Annotated in this window: 18 protein-coding genes; 12 read left to right on the top strand and 6 right to left on the bottom strand. The window is 70.9% G+C overall.

Annotated features, from left to right (window positions below; genetic code table 11):
- Positions 1-47: 47 nt before the first annotated feature.
- Both L3Q67_RS23320 and L3Q67_RS23315 read left to right on the top strand, forming a co-directional pair.
- Positions 48-839: a crotonase/enoyl-CoA hydratase family protein gene (locus L3Q67_RS23320; protein WP_499183594.1), complete on the top strand. Its 792-nt coding sequence runs from the start codon at positions 48-50 to the stop codon at positions 837-839.
- 281 nt (positions 840-1120) lie between these two features.
- The gene (locus tag L3Q67_RS23315; RefSeq protein ID WP_499183593.1) at positions 1121-2080 is read left to right on the top strand and encodes a class I SAM-dependent methyltransferase; all 960 of its coding nucleotides are present in this window, start codon (positions 1121-1123) and stop codon (positions 2078-2080) included.
- On the opposite strand, the gene L3Q67_RS23310 is transcribed toward L3Q67_RS23315, so the two are convergent.
- Positions 2050-3585, bottom strand: coding sequence for an acyl-CoA synthetase (locus tag L3Q67_RS23310; RefSeq protein WP_499183592.1), 1536 nt, complete (start codon positions 3583-3585; stop codon positions 2050-2052). The two genes, L3Q67_RS23315 and L3Q67_RS23310, sit on opposite strands and share 31 nt — an antisense overlap.
- A 112-nt stretch (positions 3586-3697) precedes the next feature.
- Between L3Q67_RS23310 and L3Q67_RS23305 the strand changes: the two genes are divergently transcribed.
- The 4 genes from L3Q67_RS23305 to L3Q67_RS23290 are packed head-to-tail and all read left to right on the top strand — an operon-like array spanning position 3698 to position 7644.
- A complete protein-coding gene (locus L3Q67_RS23305) occupies positions 3698-4654 on the top strand; it encodes a Zn-ribbon domain-containing OB-fold protein (protein WP_499191625.1) in 957 nt (318 codons plus the stop codon).
- A 10-nt stretch (positions 4655-4664) separates the two neighbouring features.
- Positions 4665-5720 (top strand): thiolase family protein, encoded by a 1056-nt coding sequence (locus tag L3Q67_RS23300; protein ID WP_499183591.1) that lies wholly within the window; start codon positions 4665-4667, stop codon positions 5718-5720.
- A gap of 1 nt (position 5721) precedes the next feature.
- Positions 5722-6897, top strand: coding sequence for a thiolase family protein (locus tag L3Q67_RS23295; protein ID WP_499183590.1), 1176 nt, complete (start codon positions 5722-5724; stop codon positions 6895-6897).
- Between the two features lie 9 nt (positions 6898-6906).
- Entirely contained in the window at positions 6907-7644 is a 738-nt protein-coding gene (locus L3Q67_RS23290) for a class I SAM-dependent methyltransferase (RefSeq protein WP_499183589.1), read from the top strand.
- On the opposite strand, the gene L3Q67_RS23285 is transcribed toward L3Q67_RS23290, so the two are convergent.
- Positions 7623-8849, bottom strand: a complete 1227-nt coding sequence (locus L3Q67_RS23285; RefSeq protein ID WP_499183588.1) for a cytochrome P450 — start codon at positions 8847-8849, stop codon at positions 7623-7625. The genes L3Q67_RS23290 and L3Q67_RS23285 overlap by 22 nt on opposite strands.
- 236 nt (positions 8850-9085) lie before the next feature.
- Between L3Q67_RS23285 and L3Q67_RS23280 the strand changes: the two genes are divergently transcribed.
- A complete protein-coding gene (locus L3Q67_RS23280) occupies positions 9086-10213 on the top strand; it encodes a steroid 3-ketoacyl-CoA thiolase (protein ID WP_499183587.1) in 1128 nt (375 codons plus the stop codon).
- A gap of 441 nt (positions 10214-10654) precedes the next feature.
- Here L3Q67_RS23280 and L3Q67_RS23275 read toward each other — a convergent pair whose 3' ends face one another.
- The 3 genes from L3Q67_RS23275 to L3Q67_RS23265 are packed head-to-tail and all read right to left on the bottom strand — an operon-like array spanning position 10655 to position 12837.
- Positions 10655-11110 (bottom strand): pyridoxamine 5'-phosphate oxidase family protein, encoded by a 456-nt coding sequence (locus L3Q67_RS23275; RefSeq protein WP_499183586.1) that lies wholly within the window; start codon positions 11108-11110, stop codon positions 10655-10657.
- Positions 11111-11167: 57 nt separating this feature from the next.
- Positions 11168-12064, bottom strand: a complete 897-nt coding sequence (locus L3Q67_RS23270; RefSeq protein WP_499183585.1) for an SDR family oxidoreductase — start codon at positions 12062-12064, stop codon at positions 11168-11170.
- Positions 12061-12837 carry an SDR family oxidoreductase gene (locus L3Q67_RS23265; RefSeq protein ID WP_499183584.1) on the bottom strand — a complete coding sequence of 259 codons (777 nt, stop codon included), beginning with the start codon at positions 12835-12837 and terminating at the stop codon, positions 12061-12063. The genes L3Q67_RS23270 and L3Q67_RS23265 overlap by 4 nt, the downstream gene beginning before the upstream one ends.
- A gap of 67 nt (positions 12838-12904) precedes the next feature.
- On the opposite strand from L3Q67_RS23265, the gene L3Q67_RS23260 reads away from it, so the two are divergent.
- The 5 genes from L3Q67_RS23260 to L3Q67_RS23240 are packed head-to-tail and all read left to right on the top strand — an operon-like array spanning position 12905 to position 17124.
- Positions 12905-13660: an enoyl-CoA hydratase/isomerase family protein gene (locus L3Q67_RS23260; protein ID WP_499183583.1), complete on the top strand. Its 756-nt coding sequence runs from the start codon at positions 12905-12907 to the stop codon at positions 13658-13660.
- Positions 13650-14510: a CoA transferase subunit A gene (locus L3Q67_RS23255; RefSeq protein WP_499183582.1), complete on the top strand. Its 861-nt coding sequence runs from the start codon at positions 13650-13652 to the stop codon at positions 14508-14510. The genes L3Q67_RS23260 and L3Q67_RS23255 overlap by 11 nt, the downstream gene beginning before the upstream one ends.
- Positions 14507-15268, top strand: coding sequence for a CoA-transferase subunit beta (locus L3Q67_RS23250; RefSeq protein WP_499183581.1), 762 nt, complete (start codon positions 14507-14509; stop codon positions 15266-15268). The genes L3Q67_RS23255 and L3Q67_RS23250 overlap by 4 nt, the downstream gene beginning before the upstream one ends.
- Positions 15265-16311, top strand: a complete 1047-nt coding sequence (locus L3Q67_RS23245) for an NAD(P)H-dependent flavin oxidoreductase (protein WP_499183580.1) — start codon at positions 15265-15267, stop codon at positions 16309-16311. Before L3Q67_RS23250 ends, L3Q67_RS23245 begins: the two co-directional genes overlap by 4 nt.
- A gap of 18 nt (positions 16312-16329) precedes the next feature.
- The gene (locus L3Q67_RS23240; protein ID WP_499183579.1) at positions 16330-17124 is read left to right on the top strand and encodes an alpha/beta fold hydrolase; all 795 of its coding nucleotides are present in this window, start codon (positions 16330-16332) and stop codon (positions 17122-17124) included.
- A 4-nt stretch (positions 17125-17128) separates the two neighbouring features.
- Here the strand turns inward: L3Q67_RS23240 and L3Q67_RS23235 are convergent, their stop codons facing one another.
- Positions 17129-18016: a sigma-70 family RNA polymerase sigma factor family protein gene (locus L3Q67_RS23235; protein WP_499183578.1), complete on the bottom strand. Its 888-nt coding sequence runs from the start codon at positions 18014-18016 to the stop codon at positions 17129-17131.

Here is an 18016-nt window from a genome sequence, read left to right as displayed (position 1 = left end):
TAGAACATGTTATCGTTTTGGGCAATGGTACCGAGGAGGAACGACGCATGACCGAGACCCCCCACGCACTGGTCGAGCAGCGGGACCACACGCTGGTCGTCACGATGAACCGGCCGGCCGCGCGCAACGCCATCACCGGCGAAATGATGGCGATCATGACCGAGGCGTGGGACCGGGTCGACGAGGACGACGGCATCCGCTGCTGCGTGCTCACCGGCGCGGGCGGCGCGTTCTGCGCGGGCGCGGACCTCAAGTCGATGGCGCGGAACTCGCCGGGCGACGCCTACGAACGCGGCACCTGGGACCCCAGCCGCATCCCCGGCCTGCTGAAGGGGCGGCGGCTTCGCAAGCCGCTGATCGCCGCGGTGGAGGGACCCGCGATCGCCGGCGGCACGGAGATCCTGCAGGCCACCGACATCCGGATCGCCGGGGAAAGCGCGAAGTTCGGGGTCTCCGAGGCACGCTGGGGCCTGTTCCCGATGGGCGGCTCGGCGGTCCGGCTGCCGCGGCAGATCCCGTACACCGTGGCGGCCGAGATCCTGCTGACCGGACGGCACCTGAAGGCGGCCGAAGCCAAGGAGATCGGGCTGATCGGGCGAGTGGTGCCGGACGGCACCGCCCTCGACGCCGCCTTGGAGACGGCCGCGACGATCGCCGCGAACGGCCCGCTGGCGGTGCAGGCGATCCTGCGGACGATCCGCGACACCGAGGGCATGCCGGAGGAAGAGGCGTTCAAGATCGAGTCGCAGCTGGGCGCCGCGGTCTTCACCAGCGAAGACGCCAAGGAAGGCCCACGGGCCTTCGCGGAAAAACGCCGCCCGGAGTTCAAGGGCCGGTGAGCCGTGGCGGATGTCACGAAGGTGGCCTACGTGATCGGTTCAGGGACACGAATGTGGCTTTGGGGGCGGATTCGGCCCCCAAAGCCACATTCGTGACACCGGTCAGCGGGTAGCTCGGTTGCCGCGCAGGTGTCCCCCGTGCGAGGGCTCCGGATGAACTTGGGTATGGTCCTCGGGGACGTCCGGCTCCCACTTCGGCGCCGGAGCAGCTGAACCCCCACCGCTCCTCGCGTCGAAGTGATCTGCGCGTTCGACGAACCGGCTGATCACGAGGAGCCGAAGTGCTTTCCGAGCTTCCCGCGCGGGTCGTCCGCGCGGATGACGCCCTGCGCGCCGACACCGCCCTGCGTCACTTCCGCCGTGGCCGTCCGGTGCTGTGGCAGGGCGATTTCCACGGCGCCCGCCAGCTGCTGCACGCCATCGGCCGCCGCACGCGTGACGTGCCGCTGCTGAAGATGCTGCTCATCCCGCTGGACGCCGACTACACCGTGCCCCTGCGCCGCGCCCCCGACGTGCGGGCGGCGTGCACCGAGGCCTTCGGCGTCTCCACCGGGCCGAAGGTGCTCCCCCTGCGTGACCTGCTCGGCGTCATCGGCGCGCACGAATGGCGCGTCAAGGGCGTCGACGTGCCGGTGCTCGGTGCGAAGATCCACCCGCACTACGGGGTGTTCGCGCCGATCCGCCAGGAGTACCTGGACCTCGTCGCCGAGGCACCCGTGCCGGAGGAGTTCACCGCGTTCGACATCGGCACCGGGACCGGTGTGCTCGCCGCGATCCTCGCCCGCCGCGGCGCCCGGAACGTGGTCGCCACCGACGTGAACCCGCGCGCCTGCGTCTGCGCCCACGAGAACCTGAGCAGGCTCGGCTACCGCGTCGACGTGCAGGAGTGCGATCTCTTCCCCGAGGGACGAGCTGATCTGGTCGTGTGCAATCCGCCGTGGGTCCCCGGCCAAGCGCATTCCGCGCTGGAACTCGGCGTCTTCGACAGCGACATGCTCGACCGCTTCCTGGACCAGTTACCGCAACACCTGACCCCGGCGGGCGAGGGCTGGCTCATCCTCTCCGACCTGGCCGAACTCCTGGGCCTGCGCACCCGCGAAAGCCTGCTCCGGAGCATCGGCCGAGCCGGGCTCGAAGTGGTGGACCGGCTGGACACCCGGCCACGACACCGACGGGCCCGCGAGGACGAGACCACCTCGCTCTGGCGGCTTCAGATGGCGCGTTCGCGGCCCGCCCAGTAGGGATCACGCAGCTTTCGCTTGTACAGCTTGCCGTTCGGGTCACGCGGCAGCTCCGGCAGGTAGTCCACGCTCTTCGGCAGCTTGAACTTCGCCAGCCGGGAAGCGGCGAACTCCAGCAGCTCGGCGGTCAGCGCCGGGTCGCCGGAGACGCCTTCGGCGGGCTGCACGACGGCCTTGATCTCCTCGCCCCAGTCGTCGTGCGGCACGCCGAACACGGCCACGTCCGCCACCTTCGGGTGCATCACCAGCTCACCCTCGATTTCGGCCGGGTAGATGTTCACCCCACCCGAGATGATCATGTCGTTGCGGCGGTCGTGCAGGTACAGGTACCCGTCCTCGTCGAGGTGACCGACGTCGCCGAGGGTGAACAGGTCACCGACCCGCGCGCGCTCGGTCTTCTCACGATCCTTGTGGTACTCGAACTTCGAGTCGCCCATGCGCATGTAGACGGTGCCGATCTCGCCGGTGGGCAGCTCCTTGCCGTCCTCGTCGAGCACCTTGATCGTCGAGCCCGGCCACGGTTTGCCCACCGAGCCCGGTTTGCGCAGCCACTCCTCGCCGTTGATCGCGGTGCCGCCGCCCTCGGTGGCCGCGTAGTACTCGGTGACCACCGGGCCCCACCAGTCCAGCATCTGCCGCTTGACCTCGGGCGGGCACGGCGCGGCGCCGTGGATCATGCACCGCAGCGAGGACACGTCGTAGCGTTCACGGTCCGGCAGGGCGAGCAGCCGCCGGAACTGCGTCGGCACCATGTGGCTGTGCGTCACCCGGTACCGCTCGATCAGCCGCAGCATCTCGGCCGGGTCCCAGCGGTCCATCAGCACCGCGGAATGGCTCAGCTGCAAGGAAATCGCCACGAAGTTGAGCACGGCGGTGTGGTACAGCGGCGAACCGCACAGGTGCACGTGCCCGTCGCCGGGCTGGAGCCCGAAGATGCCGAAGAACCAGGTGGACGCGGCGGGCACCTCGTCGGGGTCGGCGCCGGTCAGCGGCCGCCGGACACCCTTGGGCCGCCCGGTGGTGCCGGAGGTGTAGAGCATCGGTGACCCGGATGTGCGCACTTCGGGCCGGTCGGGCGAAGCGGCGAGGTCCTCGATCGGCCGGAAGCCGTCGACGGCCCCGACCGCGAACCGCGCGCCGGCCGGGATGCCCGCCTCGTCGGCGGCCGCGACGGCCACCTCGGCGAACCGCTCGTGCGCGAGGAACGCCTTCGCGCCGCTGTCGGTGAGGATGTAGGCGATCTCGGGCCCGATCAGGTGCCAGTTGACCACGACGATGTAGAGCCCGGTCTGGATCGCGGCGAAGTAGGCGGCCACCAGCTCGGCACCGTTGGGCTGCAGCACCACCACCACGTCGCCGGTGTCCAGGCCCAGCTCGCGCAGGCCGTTCGCGTAGGCGTTCGCCTTCGCCGCCAGCTCCCCGTAGGTGACCTCGGTGCCGTCCGGCTCGACCACCGCCGTGCGGTTTCCCTCGGCTTCGGCGATGTTCCACAGACCCAGGCTCATAGCCCGAATCTAGAACGTGTTCCACTTGCGGGCAAGTGCCCCGTTGCCGAGATTTCGAGAACGTGTTTCACTTCTGCTCGTGAGCGTGAGCGAAGCCCCCCTGTCGGCCCCGATGAACATCGGGTTCGACTACACCCGTTCGGTCGGCCCGGTACTGGGCAGGTTCGTCAACGGCCTCGCGGCTCGCCGGATCGAAGGCGTCCGCGGCAGCGACGGCCGGGTCCACGTGCCCCCGGTCGAATACGACCCGCACACCGCCGAAGCGCTGACGGAGTTCGTCGAAGTCGGCGACGAGGGCACCGTGCAGTCGTGGACCTGGATGGCGGAACCGCTGGACGGGCAGCCGCTGACACGCGCGTTCGCCTGGGCCCTGATCCGGCTCGACGGCGCCGACACCGCGATGCTGCACGCCGTGGACGTCCCCGGCCCGGAGCGGATGCGCACCGGGATGCGGGTGAAGGTCCGCTGGGCCGACGAAACCGTCGGGCACATCCGGGACATCGCGTACTTCCGGCCCGTGGAGACCGAGGATCCCGACGAAGGCCCGACTTCGCCGCCCCCGCCGGTCGCCGAGCGCGAGGAAGGTGCCCCGGTCGGCGTGGTGATCACGCCCGTGCACCTGAAGTACCGGCATTCGGCGTCTCCCGAGGAAAGCCGGTACCTGCGCGGACTCGCCCAGGGCAAGCTGCTCGGCCAGCGATGCCCGGTGTGCCACAAGGTCTACCTGCCACCGCGCGGCGCCTGCCCGACCGACGGCGTGCCGACCACCGACGAGGTCGAATTGCCGGACACCGGCACCATCACCACCTTCTGCGTGGTGAACGTGCCGTTCCTCGGCCAGCGCATCAAACCGCCGTACGTCACCGCCTACATCCTCATCGACGGCGCCGACATCGCCTTCCTGCACCTGATCCTCGGCTGCGACGCCGCGGACGTGCGGATGGGCATGCGCGTGCGCGCCTCGTGGCGCCCGCGCGAGGAGTGGACCACCTCGCTGGAGAACATCGCGCACTTCGAGCCGACCGGGGAACCGGACGCGCCGTACGAATCCTTCGCCCATCACCTGTAGGGACGCACACATGCCAGATGTCGCCGTGATCGGCTTCGCCCAGGCGCCGAACGTGCGGGAGACCCCGGGCACCACCAACGGGGTGGAGATGCTGGTGCCGCTGCTCGCCGAGGCCTACCAGCAGACCGGGCTGTCCAAACGGGACATCGGCTTCTGGTGCTCCGGCTCGTCGGACTACCTGGCCGGGCGCGCCTTCTCGTTCATCGCCGCGGTGGACGCGCTCGGTGCCTTCCCGCCGATCCACGAATCGCACGTCGAGATGGACGCCGCGTGGGCGTTCTACGAAGCCTGGCTGAAGATCCGGATGGGCGAGGTGGACACCGCGCTCGTCTACGGGTTCGGCAAGTCCTCGGCCGGCCAGTTGCGCCGGGTGCTCGCGCTCCAGCTCGACCCGTACTTCACCGCGCCGCTGTGGCCGGATTCGATCAGCATCGCCGCGCTCCAGGCCCGGTGCGGCATCGACGCAGGCCTGTGGTCCGAAAAGGACCTGGCCGAGGTCGCCGCACGCAGCCGGGCCGACGCGGCGGGCAACCCGTTCGCCCAGTTCTCCGGCTCGGCCGGGGTGACCGAGCTGCTGGACACGCCGATGGTGGCCGATCCGTTGCGGCGGCACGACATCGCGCCGGTCACCGACGGTGCCGCGGTGGTGGTGCTGGCCGCCGAGGACCGCGCCCGCGACCTGGTCGAGCGCCCCGCGGTGATCACCGGGATCGAGCACCGGGTCGACTCACCGGTGCTCGGCGCCCGCGACCTGACCCGCTCCCCCAGCACCGCGGCCGCGGGCAGAGCGGCGGGTGCCGACGGCGTGGAGGTCGCGGAACTGCACGCCCCGTTCACCCACCAGGAACTCATCCTCCGGCGGGAACTCGGCCTGGGTGCCGACGTCCGGATCAACCCGTCCGGCGGGGTGCTCACCGGGAACCCGATGTTCGCCGCCGGACTGGCCCGGATCGGCGAGGCGGCCAAGCGCATCCTCGCCGGCACCGCCCGGCGGACGCTCGCGCACGCCACCAGTGGCCCCGCCCTGCAACAGAACCTGGTCGCCGTGCTGGAAAGGCGGGACTGACATGACCTCCCAGGCCAAGCGACCGGCCGCGGTGCTCGGCACCGGGCAGACGCACCACCGCGCCAAGCGCACCGACGTGTCCATGCCGGGCCTGCTGCGCGAAGCGATCGACCGCGCGATGGCCGACGCCGAGGTCGGCTGGGCCGACATCGACGCGGTGGTGCTGGGCAAGGCCCCCGACCTGTTCGAGGGCGTGATGATGCCCGAACTGTTCCTGGCCGACGCGCTGGGCGCCAACGGGAAACCCCTGCTGCGCGTGCACACCGCCGGTTCGGTCGGCGGCTCGACCGCGCTGGTGGCGGCCAGCCTGGTGCAGGCCGGTGTGCACCGGCGGGTGCTCACCGTGGCCTTCGAGAAGCAGTCCGAGTCCAACGCGATGTGGGGCCTGTCGATCCTGCCGCCGTTCCAGATGCCGGTGGGTGCCGGGGCAGGCGGGTACTTCGCGCCACACGTGCGGTCCTACATCCGGCGCTCCGGCGCGCCCGAGGAGATCGGCGCGGTGGTCGCGGCGAAGGACCGGCGCAACGGCGCGCTGAACCCGCACGCGCACCTGCGCCAGCCGGACATCACCGTGGAATCGGTGCGGGCGTCGAAGATGCTCTGGGACCCGATCCGCTACGACGAAACCTGCCCGTCCTCCGACGGCGCCTGCGCCATGGTGCTCGGCGACGAGGCGGCCGGGGACGCGGTGCCCGGTGGGGCCGCGTGGATCCACGCCACCGCGATGCGGACCGAGCCGACCACCTTCGCCGGCCGCGACCAGGTCAGCCCGCAGGCGGGCCGGGACGCCGCGGCGGCGCTGTGGCGCGACGCCGGCATCACCGACCCGCTGTCCGAAGTGGACGCCGCGGAGATCTACGTGCCGTTCTCCTGGTTCGAGCCGATGTGGCTGGAGAACCTCGGCTTCGCCGAAGCGGGCGAGGGCTGGAAGCTGACTGAGGCCGGGGAAACCGCGCTCGGTGGCCGGTTGCCGGTGAACCCCTCCGGTGGGGTCCTTTCGTCCAATCCGATCGGCGCGTCCGGCATGCTCCGCTTCGCCGAAGCGGCCCGCCAGGTGATGGGCCGCGCCGGGGACCACCAGGTCGACGGCGCGCGGATCGCGCTAGGGCACGCCTACGGTGGCGGCTCGCAATATTTCTCCATGTGGGTGGTGGGATCACGCAAACCGGGTGACTAACCTGCGAGCGTGACCGAGGAGCGCGGCCGGGACGGCCGGATCGGGCGGGAGCCCCAGTACGAGGTGTTCGCCGACGCGTTCGCCGAACACGCCGAGAACGGTGCGTTCAACGCGCTCTACGACCGGCCCGCCATGCTCGGCCTGCTCGGTGAAGTGCGCGGCGCCCACGTGCTCGACGCGGCCTGCGGTCCGGGGCTCTACGCGGCGGAACTGGTCGCCCGCGGCGCGCGCGTGACCGGAATGGACCAAAGCCCGCGCATGGTGGAACTGGCGAAGGCCCGCGTTCCGGAGGCGGAGTTCCGCGTGCACGATCTGCACGACCCGTTCGACTGGCTCCCCGGCGCCACCTTCGACGTGGCACTGCTCGCGCTCGCGATCCACCACCTGGACGACCGCGTGCCCGCGCTGCGCGAACTGCACCGCGTGCTCAAGCCGTCGGGCAGGCTGCTGATCTCCACCGGGCACCCCAGCTGGGACTGGCTGCGCACCGGCGGCGACTACTTCGAAACCGAGCTGATCACCGAGACCTGGACCAAGGGCTGGCGCGTGAGCTACTGGCGCCAGCCCCTGTCCGCGGTCTGCGCGGAGTTCTCCGCGGCCGGTTTCGTCATCGACGAACTGGTCGAACCACGGCCCGCCGAGCAGATGGCGCGGCACTACCCGGAGAACTACGCGCAGCTGAACGAGGCGCCCGCGTTCCTCGCGTTCCGCCTGACCAAACGCGGTCAGCCGTACGCGACCTCGTAGTGCTTGATGGCGTTCAGCCAGCCCGACCGCAGCCGCACGGGGGGCGCCAGCTCGCGGATGCCCGGCATCTCCTCGGCGATCGCCTTGAAGATCAGGTCGATCTCCAGGCGGGCCAGGTTCGCGCCGATGCAGTAGTGGGCGCCCGTGCCGCCGAAGCCGACGTGCGGGTTGTCCTCGCGCAGGATGTCGAACTTCTCGGGGTTTTCGAACGCCTCGGGGTCGAAGTTCGCCGAGCCGTAGAACAGGCCCACCCGGTCGCCCTTGCGGATCTGCTGGCCGCCGAGTTCGGTGTCCTCCATCGCGGTCCGCTGGAAGGCCGTGACCGGTGTCGCCCAGCGCACGATCTCGTCCGGCGCGGTGTTCGGCCGCCGCTCGCGGAAGATCTCCCACTGGTCGGGGTGGTCGAGGAAGGCCTTCATGCCGTGGGTGATGGCGTTGCGCGTGGTTTCGTTGCCCGCCACTGCCAGCAGCAGCACGAAGAAGCCGAACTCGTCCGAGGCCAGCGCCTCACCGTCGACATCGGCGTCGATGAGCTTGGTGACGATGTCGTCCATCGGGCACTTGCGGCGCTCTTCGGCCATGTGCCACGCGTAGCCGATCAGCTCGGCGGAGGCGGCGATCGGCTCGATCTCGTACTCGGGGTCGTCGTAGGCGACCATCTGGTTGGACCAGTCGAAGATCTTGCGCCGGTCCTGCTGCGGGATGCCGATCAGCTCGGCGATCGCCTGCAGCGGCAGCTCGCAGGCCACGTCGGTGACGAAGTCGCCGGAGCCCTTCTTCTTGGCCTCGGCCACGATCCGCTGGGCGCGTTCGCGCAGCGCGTCCTCCAGCTTCGAGATCGACCGCGGGGTGAAGCCCTTCTGCACGATGCGCCGCAGCTTGGTGTGCTGCGGGGCGTCCATGTTCAGCAGCACCAGGCGGTTCGCCTCGATGGTCTCCTGGGTCATGGACTCGTCGAAGCGGATGATCGCGGTCTTCTCCCGTGACGAGAAGACCTTGTCGTTGCGCGAGACCGCCTTCACGTCCTCCAGCCTGCTGACCACCCAGTAGCCGTCGTCGGAGAAGCCTGCCAGGTTGTGCGGCTGCGCGTTCCACCAGACCGGCGCGGTCCGGCGGAGCGCGGCGAACTCCTCCATCGGCACTCTCTCGGCGTACAGATCCGGATCCGTGAAGTCGAAACCAGCGGGGATCCCGGGAGCGGCCACGGTTGCCTCCAGCGCGAACTCGGCGGTGAAACGCGTTCTATTTCGCGATTGAAGCACAGCTCTCCCGCCAGGTGAAGTGCTTCTAGTGAAACCTGTTAACTCGCGGAGGGAAACCCACGGACCACCGGCGTCCGCCTCGCCGGCGAAGAAGCACCGAACGGCGGTTGACCCGGCTTCAGCTTGCCTTGAATGAGAACGTGTTCTAGTTTCGGGGTAACCGATCGAAGGAGCCGTCCATGCCCGAACCGGTGATCGTGGCGGCCGCGCGCACCCCGATCGGCAGGCGCCGCGGCCTGCTGTCCGGACTGCACGCGGCCGAACTGCTCGGCGTGGCCCAGCAGGCCGTGCTCGACCGCGCCGGGCTCGACCCGGACCTGGTCGAGCAGGTGATCGGCGGCGCGGTGACGCAGGCGGGCGAGCAGGCCGGCAACGTCACGCGCACGGCGTGGCTGCACGCCGGGCTGCCACAGGGTTGTGGCGCCACCACGATCGACGCGCAGTGCGGGTCGGCGCAGCAGGCGGCGCACCTGATCGCCGGGCTGGTGGCGGCGGGCGCGATCGAGGCCGGGGTGGCGTGCGGGGTGGAGTCGATGTCGCGGGTGCCACTCGGCGCGAACCGCGGCACCGACGTCGGCACGCCGAAACCGGAGTCGTGGTCGATCGACATGCCGAACCAGTTCGGCGCGGCCGAGCGGATCGCCGTGCGCCGGGGCGTCACGCGCGAGGACGTCGACCGGTTCGGCGCGGACTCCCAGCGCAAGGCCGCCGCCGCGTGGGCGGAAGGGCGCTTCGAGCGCGAAGTGGTGCCGGTCAAGGCCGAGGAACTGGTCACCAGGGACGAAGGACTGCGCGCGACCAGCGCCGAAGCGCTCGCCGGACTGAAACCTGTTCTCGAAGGCGGCGTGCACACCGCGGGCAACTCGTCCCAGATCTCCGACGGCGCGGCCGCGTTGCTGATCATGGACGCCGACCGGGCGCGGGCGCTGGGCCTACGCCCGCGGGCGCGGATCCGGGCGCAGGCACTGGTCGGCGCGGAACCGTACTACCACCTCGATGGGCCGATCCAGGCCACCTCACGTGTGCTTTCGAAGGCGGGCATGACCATCCGGGACCCGGACATCTTCGAGGTCAACGAGGCGTTCGCGTCGGTGGTGCTGTCGTGGCAGCAGGTGCACCAGCCCGATCCGGACCGGGTCAACGTCAACGGCGGCGCGATCGCCCTCGGGCACCCGGTCGGCAGCACCGGCGCCCGCCTGCTGACCAGCGCCCTGCACGAACTGGAACGCCGGGACGCCGGCACCGCCCTGATCACCATGTGCGCCGGCGGCGCCATGTCCACCGCCACCATCATCGAACGCCTGTAACCCTCCGCGGCGTGCCTCCCCGGCGGAGCCCCATCGGACACGAATGTGGCTTTGGGGGCGGATTCGGCCCCCAAAGCCACATTCGTGTCCCGGTAGCTCCGGGATCGGGTGCGGCGAGTGCGGGACTCGGGCGCCCGAGTGCGGGACTCGGGCGCCCGAACGTGGGACTCGGCCGCCTGAGTGCGGGATTCGGCTGCCCGAACGTGGAACTCGCCCGCCTGAGTGTGGGGTTCGGCTGCCCGAGTGTGGGACTCGGCCGCCTGAGTGCGGGATTCGGCTGCCCGAGCGTGGGACTCGGGCGCCCGAGTGTGGGATTCGGGTGCCTGAGTGTGGGATTCAGGTGCCTGAGTGCGGGTTTCGGCTGCCCGAGCGTGGGACTCGGGTGCCCGAGCGTGGGGTTCGGGTGTGGGGGCGTGGGGTTCGGGTGTGGGGGCGGTTGGGTTAGAGGGGGTGGAGGAGGGCGGGGCCGTTTTCGGGGCGTTCGTAGCGGGCTCGCGGGCGGTCCGGCCACCAGGTTTCGACCCACAGCGAGCTGCCTTCCACCCAGGTGACCACGACGTCGGTCAGTGCCAGGCGGAACAGGTGCGAGTCCTTCCCGCCGGGCAGTTCCTCCGCCACGCCCGAGACCTTCGCGTCGCAGCCGTTTTCCGGGTCGCCGGGGAAGGCGTGGATGGCGCACCGGCCGTCGCGGCGCAGGTCGCGGGCCTTGACCGCGTTCAGCATCGAGCCGAGCAGGAGTTCACCGTCGCGGAATTCGACCTCGGAGCCGTTCACCCGGGGTGAACCGTCACGCCGGAGCGTGGCCAGCACGTGCGTCTTCTCCGCGGTGAACCGCGCGTGCACCCGCTTCGCCAGCTCGGGTGCCTCGGTTTCGAACTGCTTCCAGGAACCTGTCATGCACCCAGCATCACGCGGAACACCGACAGAACCTGTCATGGTTTCCACGCGGGTCTTTCACGTGCCGTAGACCGGCTCCGGTTCGGGCGCCTCGGCCAGCAGTTCGGCCACCACCGGCCCCAGCTCGCCCGGCTCCCAGCGGGCGCCCTTGTCGCGCTCCGGGCCGTGCCGCCAGCCGGTGGCCAGCGACACCCTGCCACCGTCCACTTCGAACACCCGCCCGGTCACCCCGGCCGACTCCGCGCTGCCCAGCCAGACCACCAGCGGTGAGACGTTCTCCGGCGCCATGGCGTCGAAACCGTCGGCCGCCGCCATCATCTCGGCGAACACCTCCTCGGTCATCCGGGTCCGCGCCGCCGGGGCGATCGCGTTCACCGTGACGCCGTACCGGGCGAGTTCGGCCGCCGCCACCACGGTCAGCCCGGCGATGCCCGCCTTGGCCGCGGAGTAGTTGCCCTGCCCGACGCTGCCGAGCAGCCCGGCCCCCGAACTGGTGTTGATCACCCGCGCCGACGGCGTCCGGCCCGCCTTCGCCTCGGCCCGCCAGTGCGCCGCGGCGTGGTGCAGCGGCGCGAAGTGGCCCTTGAGGTGGACCCGGATGACCGCGTCCCACTCCTGCTCGCCGAGCGTGACCAGCATCCGGTCGCGGAGAAATCCGGCGTTGTTCACCAGCACATCCAGCCGGCCGAACCGGTCGAGCGCGGTGCCGATGAGCCGCTCGGCGCCCGCCCAGTCGGCCACGTCGTCGGTGTTCGCCACCGCCTTGCCGCCCAGCGCCTCGATCTCGGCGACGACGTCACCGGCGGGCCCGGCCGAGGTGCCACTGCCGTCGGCGGCCACCCCGGCGTCGTTCACCACGACCGAGGCGCCTTCCCGCGCGAAGGCCAGCGCGTGCGCGCGCCCGATCCCCCGCCCGGCCCCGGTCACCACGACCACCCGGCCGTCCACGATCATGCCCGCTCCTCGTGTTGTGCGTTGCTCGCCGCCAGGAAGGCGGGCACCTCGCCGCCGCCGTGCGCGGTCAGCGTGCTCCCGCTGACGTAGGCGGCCTTCGATGACGCCAGGAACACCGCGCAGGCACCGATTTCCGCTGGTTCCGCGAGCCGCCCCAGCGGGACCGTGCGGCCGGCCGCCGCGATCCCCGCCTCGTCGCCGTAGTGCAGGTGGGCCTGTTCGGTGCGGACCATGCCCGCCGCGATCGCGACCACCCGGACCTTCGGCGCCCATTCCACGGCGAGGCTGGCGGTGAGGTTGACCAGCCCGGCCTTCGCCGCGCCGTAGGAAGCCGTGCCCGGGGACGCGCGCCCGCCGCTCACGCTGCCGACGTTCACGATCACCCCACCGGATTCCTGTTGCTGCATAACGGAATTGGCGCAGCGCGCCACGGTCAGCGGCGCCAGCAGGTTCAGTGCGACCACCTTCTCGTGGAACCGCGCGGACGCCCGCGCGGCCTCGGCGAAGGGCGCGCCACCGGCGTTGTTGACCACCACGTCGAGCCGTCCGTGCCGCTCGGTGATCCGGTCGACGAGCTGCTCGACCTGCTCCGGCTCGCGCACGTCACACGGCAGGAATTCCGCGCCGGACGGGGAATCCGGCTCGGACCGCCCGCAGACGACCACCCGCGCGCCGACCTCGGCGAAGGCCGCGCTGATACCCGCGCCCACGCCTCGCGCGCCACCGGTGACCAGCACGACGGCACCGCCGAGGCCGAGATCCCAGTTCGTCATGGCCTGCCCTTCCGACGGCTGCCCTGCTAACGTACCAAGCAAGTGCTAGGTTTGGCGAGAGGCCGACATGCCCATCACCACCGAACGACCCGAGCCGGGCATCACCGTGGTCACGGTGAACGCGCCCCCGGTCAACGCCCTCACCGTGCGGGGCTGGTTCGACCTGGCGGACGCGGTCCGCGCCGCCGGGGAGGACCCCGAGTGCCACGTCGTGGTGCTGCGTGCCGAAGGCCGCGGCTTCAACGCCGGGGTCGACATCAAGGAGATCCAGGCGGACTCCGGTTACACCGCACTCATCGGCGCCAACCAGGGCTGCGCGGCCGCGTTCGCCGCGGTCTACGACTGCGCGGTCCCGGTGATCGCCGCCGTGCAGGGTTTCTGCCTCGGCGGTGGCATCGGCCTGGTCGGCAACGCGGACGTGGTGGTCGCCGGCGAGGACGCCAGTTTCGGACTGCCCGAAGTGGACCGTGGGGCACTCGGCGCGGCCACGCACCTCGCGCGTCTGGTGCCGCAGCACCTGATGCGCGCGTTGTACTTCACCGCGAGCACCATCGACGCGCAACAGCTCCACCACCACGGTTCGGTGCATTCCGTGGTGCCGCGCGAAAAGCTCGACGAGACCGCGCTGGAGCTGGCTCGCACGATCGCGACGAAGGACACCCGCGTGATCCGCGCGGCGAAGCAGGCCATCAACGGGATCGACCCGCAGAACGTGCACCGCAGCTACCGCTTCGAACAGGGCTTCACCTTCGAGCTGAACCTCGCGGGCGTCTCGGACGAGGCCCGGCAGCAGTTCCTGGACAGGGGGAAGAATGCCGGATAAGCGCACGACACCGGACGAGATCGTCGCCGAACTGCACGACGGCATGACGATCGGCATCGGCGGCTGGGGGTCGCGGCGCAAGCCGATGGCGCTGGTCCGCGCGTTGCTGCGGTCGCCGGTCAAGGACCTGACCGTGGTGTCCTACGGCGGCCCGGACGTGGGCCTGCTGGCCTCCGCGGGCAAGATCCGGCGGCTGGTGTTCGGCTTCGTCACGCTCGACTCGATCCCGTTCGACCCCTGGTTCAGCCGGGTGCGCGAGCAGGGCGCGATCGAGGTGACCGAGTACGACGAAGGCGTCTTCGGCACCGCGCTTTCCGCTGCCGCGCAACGACTTCCGTTCCTCCCCACTCGCGCGGGCCTCGGCTCGGCCGTGATGGACCTCAACCCGCACCTGCGCAGCGTGCGCTCGCCGTATGACGACGGTGAGGAACTGCTCGCCGTGCCGGCGCTGAAACTGGACGCCGCGCTCATCCACCTCAACCGCGCCGACGCCCGTGGCAACGCGCAGTACCTCGGCCCGGATCCGTACTTCGACGAACTGTTCGCGCTGGCCGCCGCACGCACCTTCGTCAGCGTCGAGAAGATCGTCGACACGGCCGAACTCACCGCGGGCGGACCGGTGCAAAGCCTGCTGCTGAACCGGAGTTCGGTCGACGGCGTGGCGGAAACGCCGAACGGCGCGCACTTCACCACGGCCGCGCCGGACTACGGCCGCGACGAACGGTTCCAGCGGCACTACGCCGAATCCGCCAAGGACCTCGACAAGTGGCCCGCCTTCGCCGACCGCTTCCTCAGCGGCGACGAACAGCGGTACCAGGACGAGGTCGCCAAGTTCAAGGAGGCCGCGTGAGCAGTTCGGGGGTCCGGGGGTCGTCCCCCGTGCAGACAACGCAGAGCATCACCCGCGCCGAGGTCGCCGCGGTCGCCTGCGCGGAGTTGTTCCGCGGCGACGGAGAGATCCTGGTCAGCCCGATGGGCCTGCTGCCGTCGATCGGCGCGCGGCTGGCCCGGCTCACCTTCGAACCCGACCTGCTGCTCACCAACGGCGAGGCGTACCTCGTCGACGTCGACGGCACGATCGAAGGCTGGCAGCCGTTCCGCAAGGTGCTCGACACCGTGGTGCCGCACGGGAAACGGCACGTGGTGATGGGCGCGAACCAGGTCAGCCGCTACGGCGACCAGAACATCTCGGCGATCGGCGACCACGACCGGCCGGTCAAGCAGCTGCTCGGCGTGCGCGGCGGCCCCGGCAACACGGTCAACCACCGCACCAGCTACTGGGTGCCCCGGCACGGCAAACGCGTTTTCGTGTCCGAAGTGGACATAGTGTCCGGCGTGGGTTACCGGCAGGCCAAGGGCTTCCCGTTCCACGACGTCCACCGCGTGGTGACCAACCTCGCCGTGCTCGACTTCGGCGGACCGGGCCACGCCATGCGGCTGGTGTCCACGCACCCCGGGGTCTCGGTGGACGAGGTGTGCGCGAACACCTCCTTCGAACTGCACACCGAGGGTGTCACCGAAACCCGGGAACCCACCGGCGAAGAGCTGCGGCTGCTGCGCGAGGTCGTGGACCCGAAGGGCCATCGAGAACGGGAGGTGCCGTCGTGAAGACCGCGCTGACCGAACTGACCGGGATCCGGCACCCGGTGGTGCAGACCGGAATGGGCTGGGTCGCCGGGCCGCGGCTGGTCTCCGCCACCGCCGAGGGCGGCGGGCTCGGCATCCTCGCGTCGGCGACGATGGCCTACGAGGAACTCGCCACCGCGATCAAGGAAACCAAGCTGCGCACGGCGAAACCGTTCGGCGTCAACCTGCGGGCCGACGCCGGGGACGCGGGCCGCCGGGTCGACCTGCTCATCGCGGAAGGCGTCAAGGTCGCTTCCTTCGCGCTGGCCCCGAAACCGGACATGATCGCCAAGCTCAAGGACCACGGGGTGGTGGTCATCCCCTCGGTCGGGGCCGCGCGGCACGCCGAGAAGGTGGCGGGCTGGGGCGCCGACGCGGTGATCGTGCAGGGCGGCGAGGGCGGCGGGCACACCGGCGGCGTGGCCACCACGCTGCTCCTGCCGTCCGTGCTGGACGTGGTGGACATCCCGGTGGTGGCCGCGGGCGGCTTCTACGACGGGCGCGGGCTCGCCGCCGCGCTGGCCTACGGCGCGGCCGGGGTGGCGATGGGCACCCGCTTCCTGCTGACCCGCGAGAGCACCGTGCCGGACGCGGTCAAGCGCGCCTACCTGGCCCGCGGCCTCGGCGACACCGTGGTGACCCGCAAGGTCGACGGCCTGCCGCACCGCGTGCTGCGCACCGGGCTGGTCGATTCGCTGGAGCGTTCCGGGCGGCTCACCGGCCTCGCCAGGGCCGTCGGCAACGCCGCGCGTTTCCGCCGGATCACCGGTCTGACCTGGCGATCCATGGTGCGCGATGGCGTCGCGATGAAGCGCGGCGGTGATCGCGACTGGGCGCAGGTGCTGATGGCCGCGAACACCCCGATGCTGCTGCGCGCCGGGCTCGTCGGGGGCGACCCGGACGCGGGTGTGCTGGCGTCCGGGCAGGTGGTCGGCCTGCTCGACGACCTGCCCGCGGTGGCCGGGTTGATCGAGCGGATCGTGGCCGACGCGGAGCGGATCCTTCGGCGTCTCGGCGAGCGCTGATGTGCTTGACTTCGGGTCATGATTGCTCAGCGGTGCCCGGTCGTCGACGGTGAGCTACAGGTCGAAGCCACCGGTGACGGTCCCCCGCTGCTGATGATCGCGGGCGGGCTGGGGTCCGCGGGCAGCTACCGGGCGCTGGCCAAGCGGCTGGGCAGCGACTACACCGTGCTCACCTACGACCGGCGCGGGCACTTCCGCAGCACCGACCGCACCACCGGGCCGATCTCGGTCAGCACCCAGGCCGACGACGCGCGCGCGGTCATCGAACACGCCGGGCTCGGCAAGGCGACCGTGTTCGGCACCAGCGCGGGCGCGCTGATCGGGCTGGACCTGGCCGCGCGGCACCCCGACGTGCTGACCGGGCTGATCGCGCACGAACCACCGCTGATCACCCTGCTGCCGGACGCCTACGAGTGGCTGGAGTTCGCCGAAGCGCAGGTCAACGCGTGTGAGAAGGGCGACCTGATCGGCGCGTTCACCCAGTTCGTCGGCTCGCTCGCCGGGGCGGGCCTGCCGGAGCTGAAAATGGTCCGCCTGCCGAACGAACAGGAGTGGGTCTACCTGTTCACCAGGGAGATCCGGCAGTTCTACAGCTACGAGGCCGACCTGGTGGCGCTGCGGCGCTCGCGGGTGGAGATCACGCCGACCGCCGGGCGGGACAGCCGCGGCTACTACCACTACCGCCCGGCGAAGGCGCTCGCGCTGGAACTGGGACAGCCGTTCGCCGAGGTCCCTGGCGCGCACCTGGCCCCGCAACGCAACCCGAAGGCCTTCGAAGCCGCGCTGCGGGACCTGCTCGCCGACCTGACGTAAACGATCAGCGGCTCACGACGGCTTCCCGGCCCACCTGCGACAGCTTCTCGGGATTGCGCACGTGGAAGAGCCCGGCGATGAGGCCGTTTTCCACCTGCACCGACAGCACGCCGTCGATCTCCCCGTCGATCCGGATGAGCAGTCCCGGGCCGCCGTTGACCTCGGCCGGTTCGGCCGACCACGCCACGCCGCGCGGGTACCAGCCCGCGGCCAGCAGGTGCGCCACCTTGCTCGCTCCCACGATGGGCCGCGGCAGCGCGTGCTTGACCCCGCCACCGTCACTCAGCGCGACGACGTCCGGCGCGAGGATGTCGAGCAGGCCCTGAAGGTCGCCGGTTTCCACGGCCCGCTGAAACGCCTGGAGCGCGGCCCGGTTCTCGGCCGGGGAAGCCGTGCCACGTGGCCGGCGCGCGGCGACGTGCGCCCGTGCCCGGTGGGCGATCTGCCGCACAGCGGCGGGGTTCTTGCCGACGGCTTCGGCGATCTCGCCGTAGTCCAGGTCGAAGACCTCGCGCAGCACGAACACCGCCCGCTCGGTCGGCGCGAGCGTTTCGAGCACCAGCAGCATCGCCATCGAGACGCTCTCGGCGAGTTCGACGTCCTCGGCCACGTCGGGCGCGGTCAGCAACGGCTCGGGCAGCCACGGCCCGACGTAGGACTCCTTGCGCCTGCCGAGCACCCGCAGCCGGTCCAGCGCCTGCCGGGTGACGATCCGCACCAGGTAGGCGCGCTGCTGCCGGACGGTGTCGTGGTCCACGCCCGCCCATCGCAGCCAGGCCTCCTGCAGCACGTCTTCGGCGTCGACCGCCGAACCCAGCAGCTCGTAGGCGACGGTGAACAGCAGTCCACGGTGGGCGACGAAGACGTCGGCAGGCCCGTTCGTTCTTGTCAC

It is taken from the genome of Saccharothrix sp. AJ9571, from assembly GCF_021725495.1.
Lineage (GTDB): Bacteria > Actinomycetota > Actinomycetes > Mycobacteriales > Pseudonocardiaceae > Amycolatopsis > Amycolatopsis magusensis.
This window is presented reverse-complemented; position numbering and strand designations above follow the sequence as displayed.

Excerpts from the sequence above, each read along its gene's own strand:
- L3Q67_RS23320 (WP_499183594.1), top strand. The coding sequence starts at position 48 with ATGACCGAGACCCCCCACGCACTGGTCGAGCAGCGGGACCACACGCTG.
- L3Q67_RS23310 (WP_499183592.1), bottom strand. The coding sequence starts at position 3,585 with ATGAGCCTGGGTCTGTGGAACATCGCCGAAGCCGAGGGAAACCGCACG.
- L3Q67_RS23305 (WP_499191625.1), top strand. The coding sequence starts at position 3,698 with ATGAACATCGGGTTCGACTACACCCGTTCGGTCGGCCCGGTACTGGGC.
- L3Q67_RS23300 (WP_499183591.1), top strand. The coding sequence starts at position 4,665 with ATGCCAGATGTCGCCGTGATCGGCTTCGCCCAGGCGCCGAACGTGCGG.
- L3Q67_RS23295 (WP_499183590.1), top strand. The coding sequence starts at position 5,722 with ATGACCTCCCAGGCCAAGCGACCGGCCGCGGTGCTCGGCACCGGGCAG.
- L3Q67_RS23280 (WP_499183587.1), top strand. The coding sequence starts at position 9,086 with ATGCCCGAACCGGTGATCGTGGCGGCCGCGCGCACCCCGATCGGCAGG.
- L3Q67_RS23275 (WP_499183586.1), bottom strand. The coding sequence starts at position 11,110 with ATGACAGGTTCCTGGAAGCAGTTCGAAACCGAGGCACCCGAGCTGGCG.
- L3Q67_RS23270 (WP_499183585.1), bottom strand. The coding sequence starts at position 12,064 with ATGATCGTGGACGGCCGGGTGGTCGTGGTGACCGGGGCCGGGCGGGGG.
- L3Q67_RS23265 (WP_499183584.1), bottom strand. The coding sequence starts at position 12,837 with ATGACGAACTGGGATCTCGGCCTCGGCGGTGCCGTCGTGCTGGTCACC.
- L3Q67_RS23260 (WP_499183583.1), top strand. The coding sequence starts at position 12,905 with ATGCCCATCACCACCGAACGACCCGAGCCGGGCATCACCGTGGTCACG.
- L3Q67_RS23255 (WP_499183582.1), top strand. The coding sequence starts at position 13,650 with ATGCCGGATAAGCGCACGACACCGGACGAGATCGTCGCCGAACTGCAC.
- L3Q67_RS23240 (WP_499183579.1), top strand. The coding sequence starts at position 16,330 with ATGATTGCTCAGCGGTGCCCGGTCGTCGACGGTGAGCTACAGGTCGAA.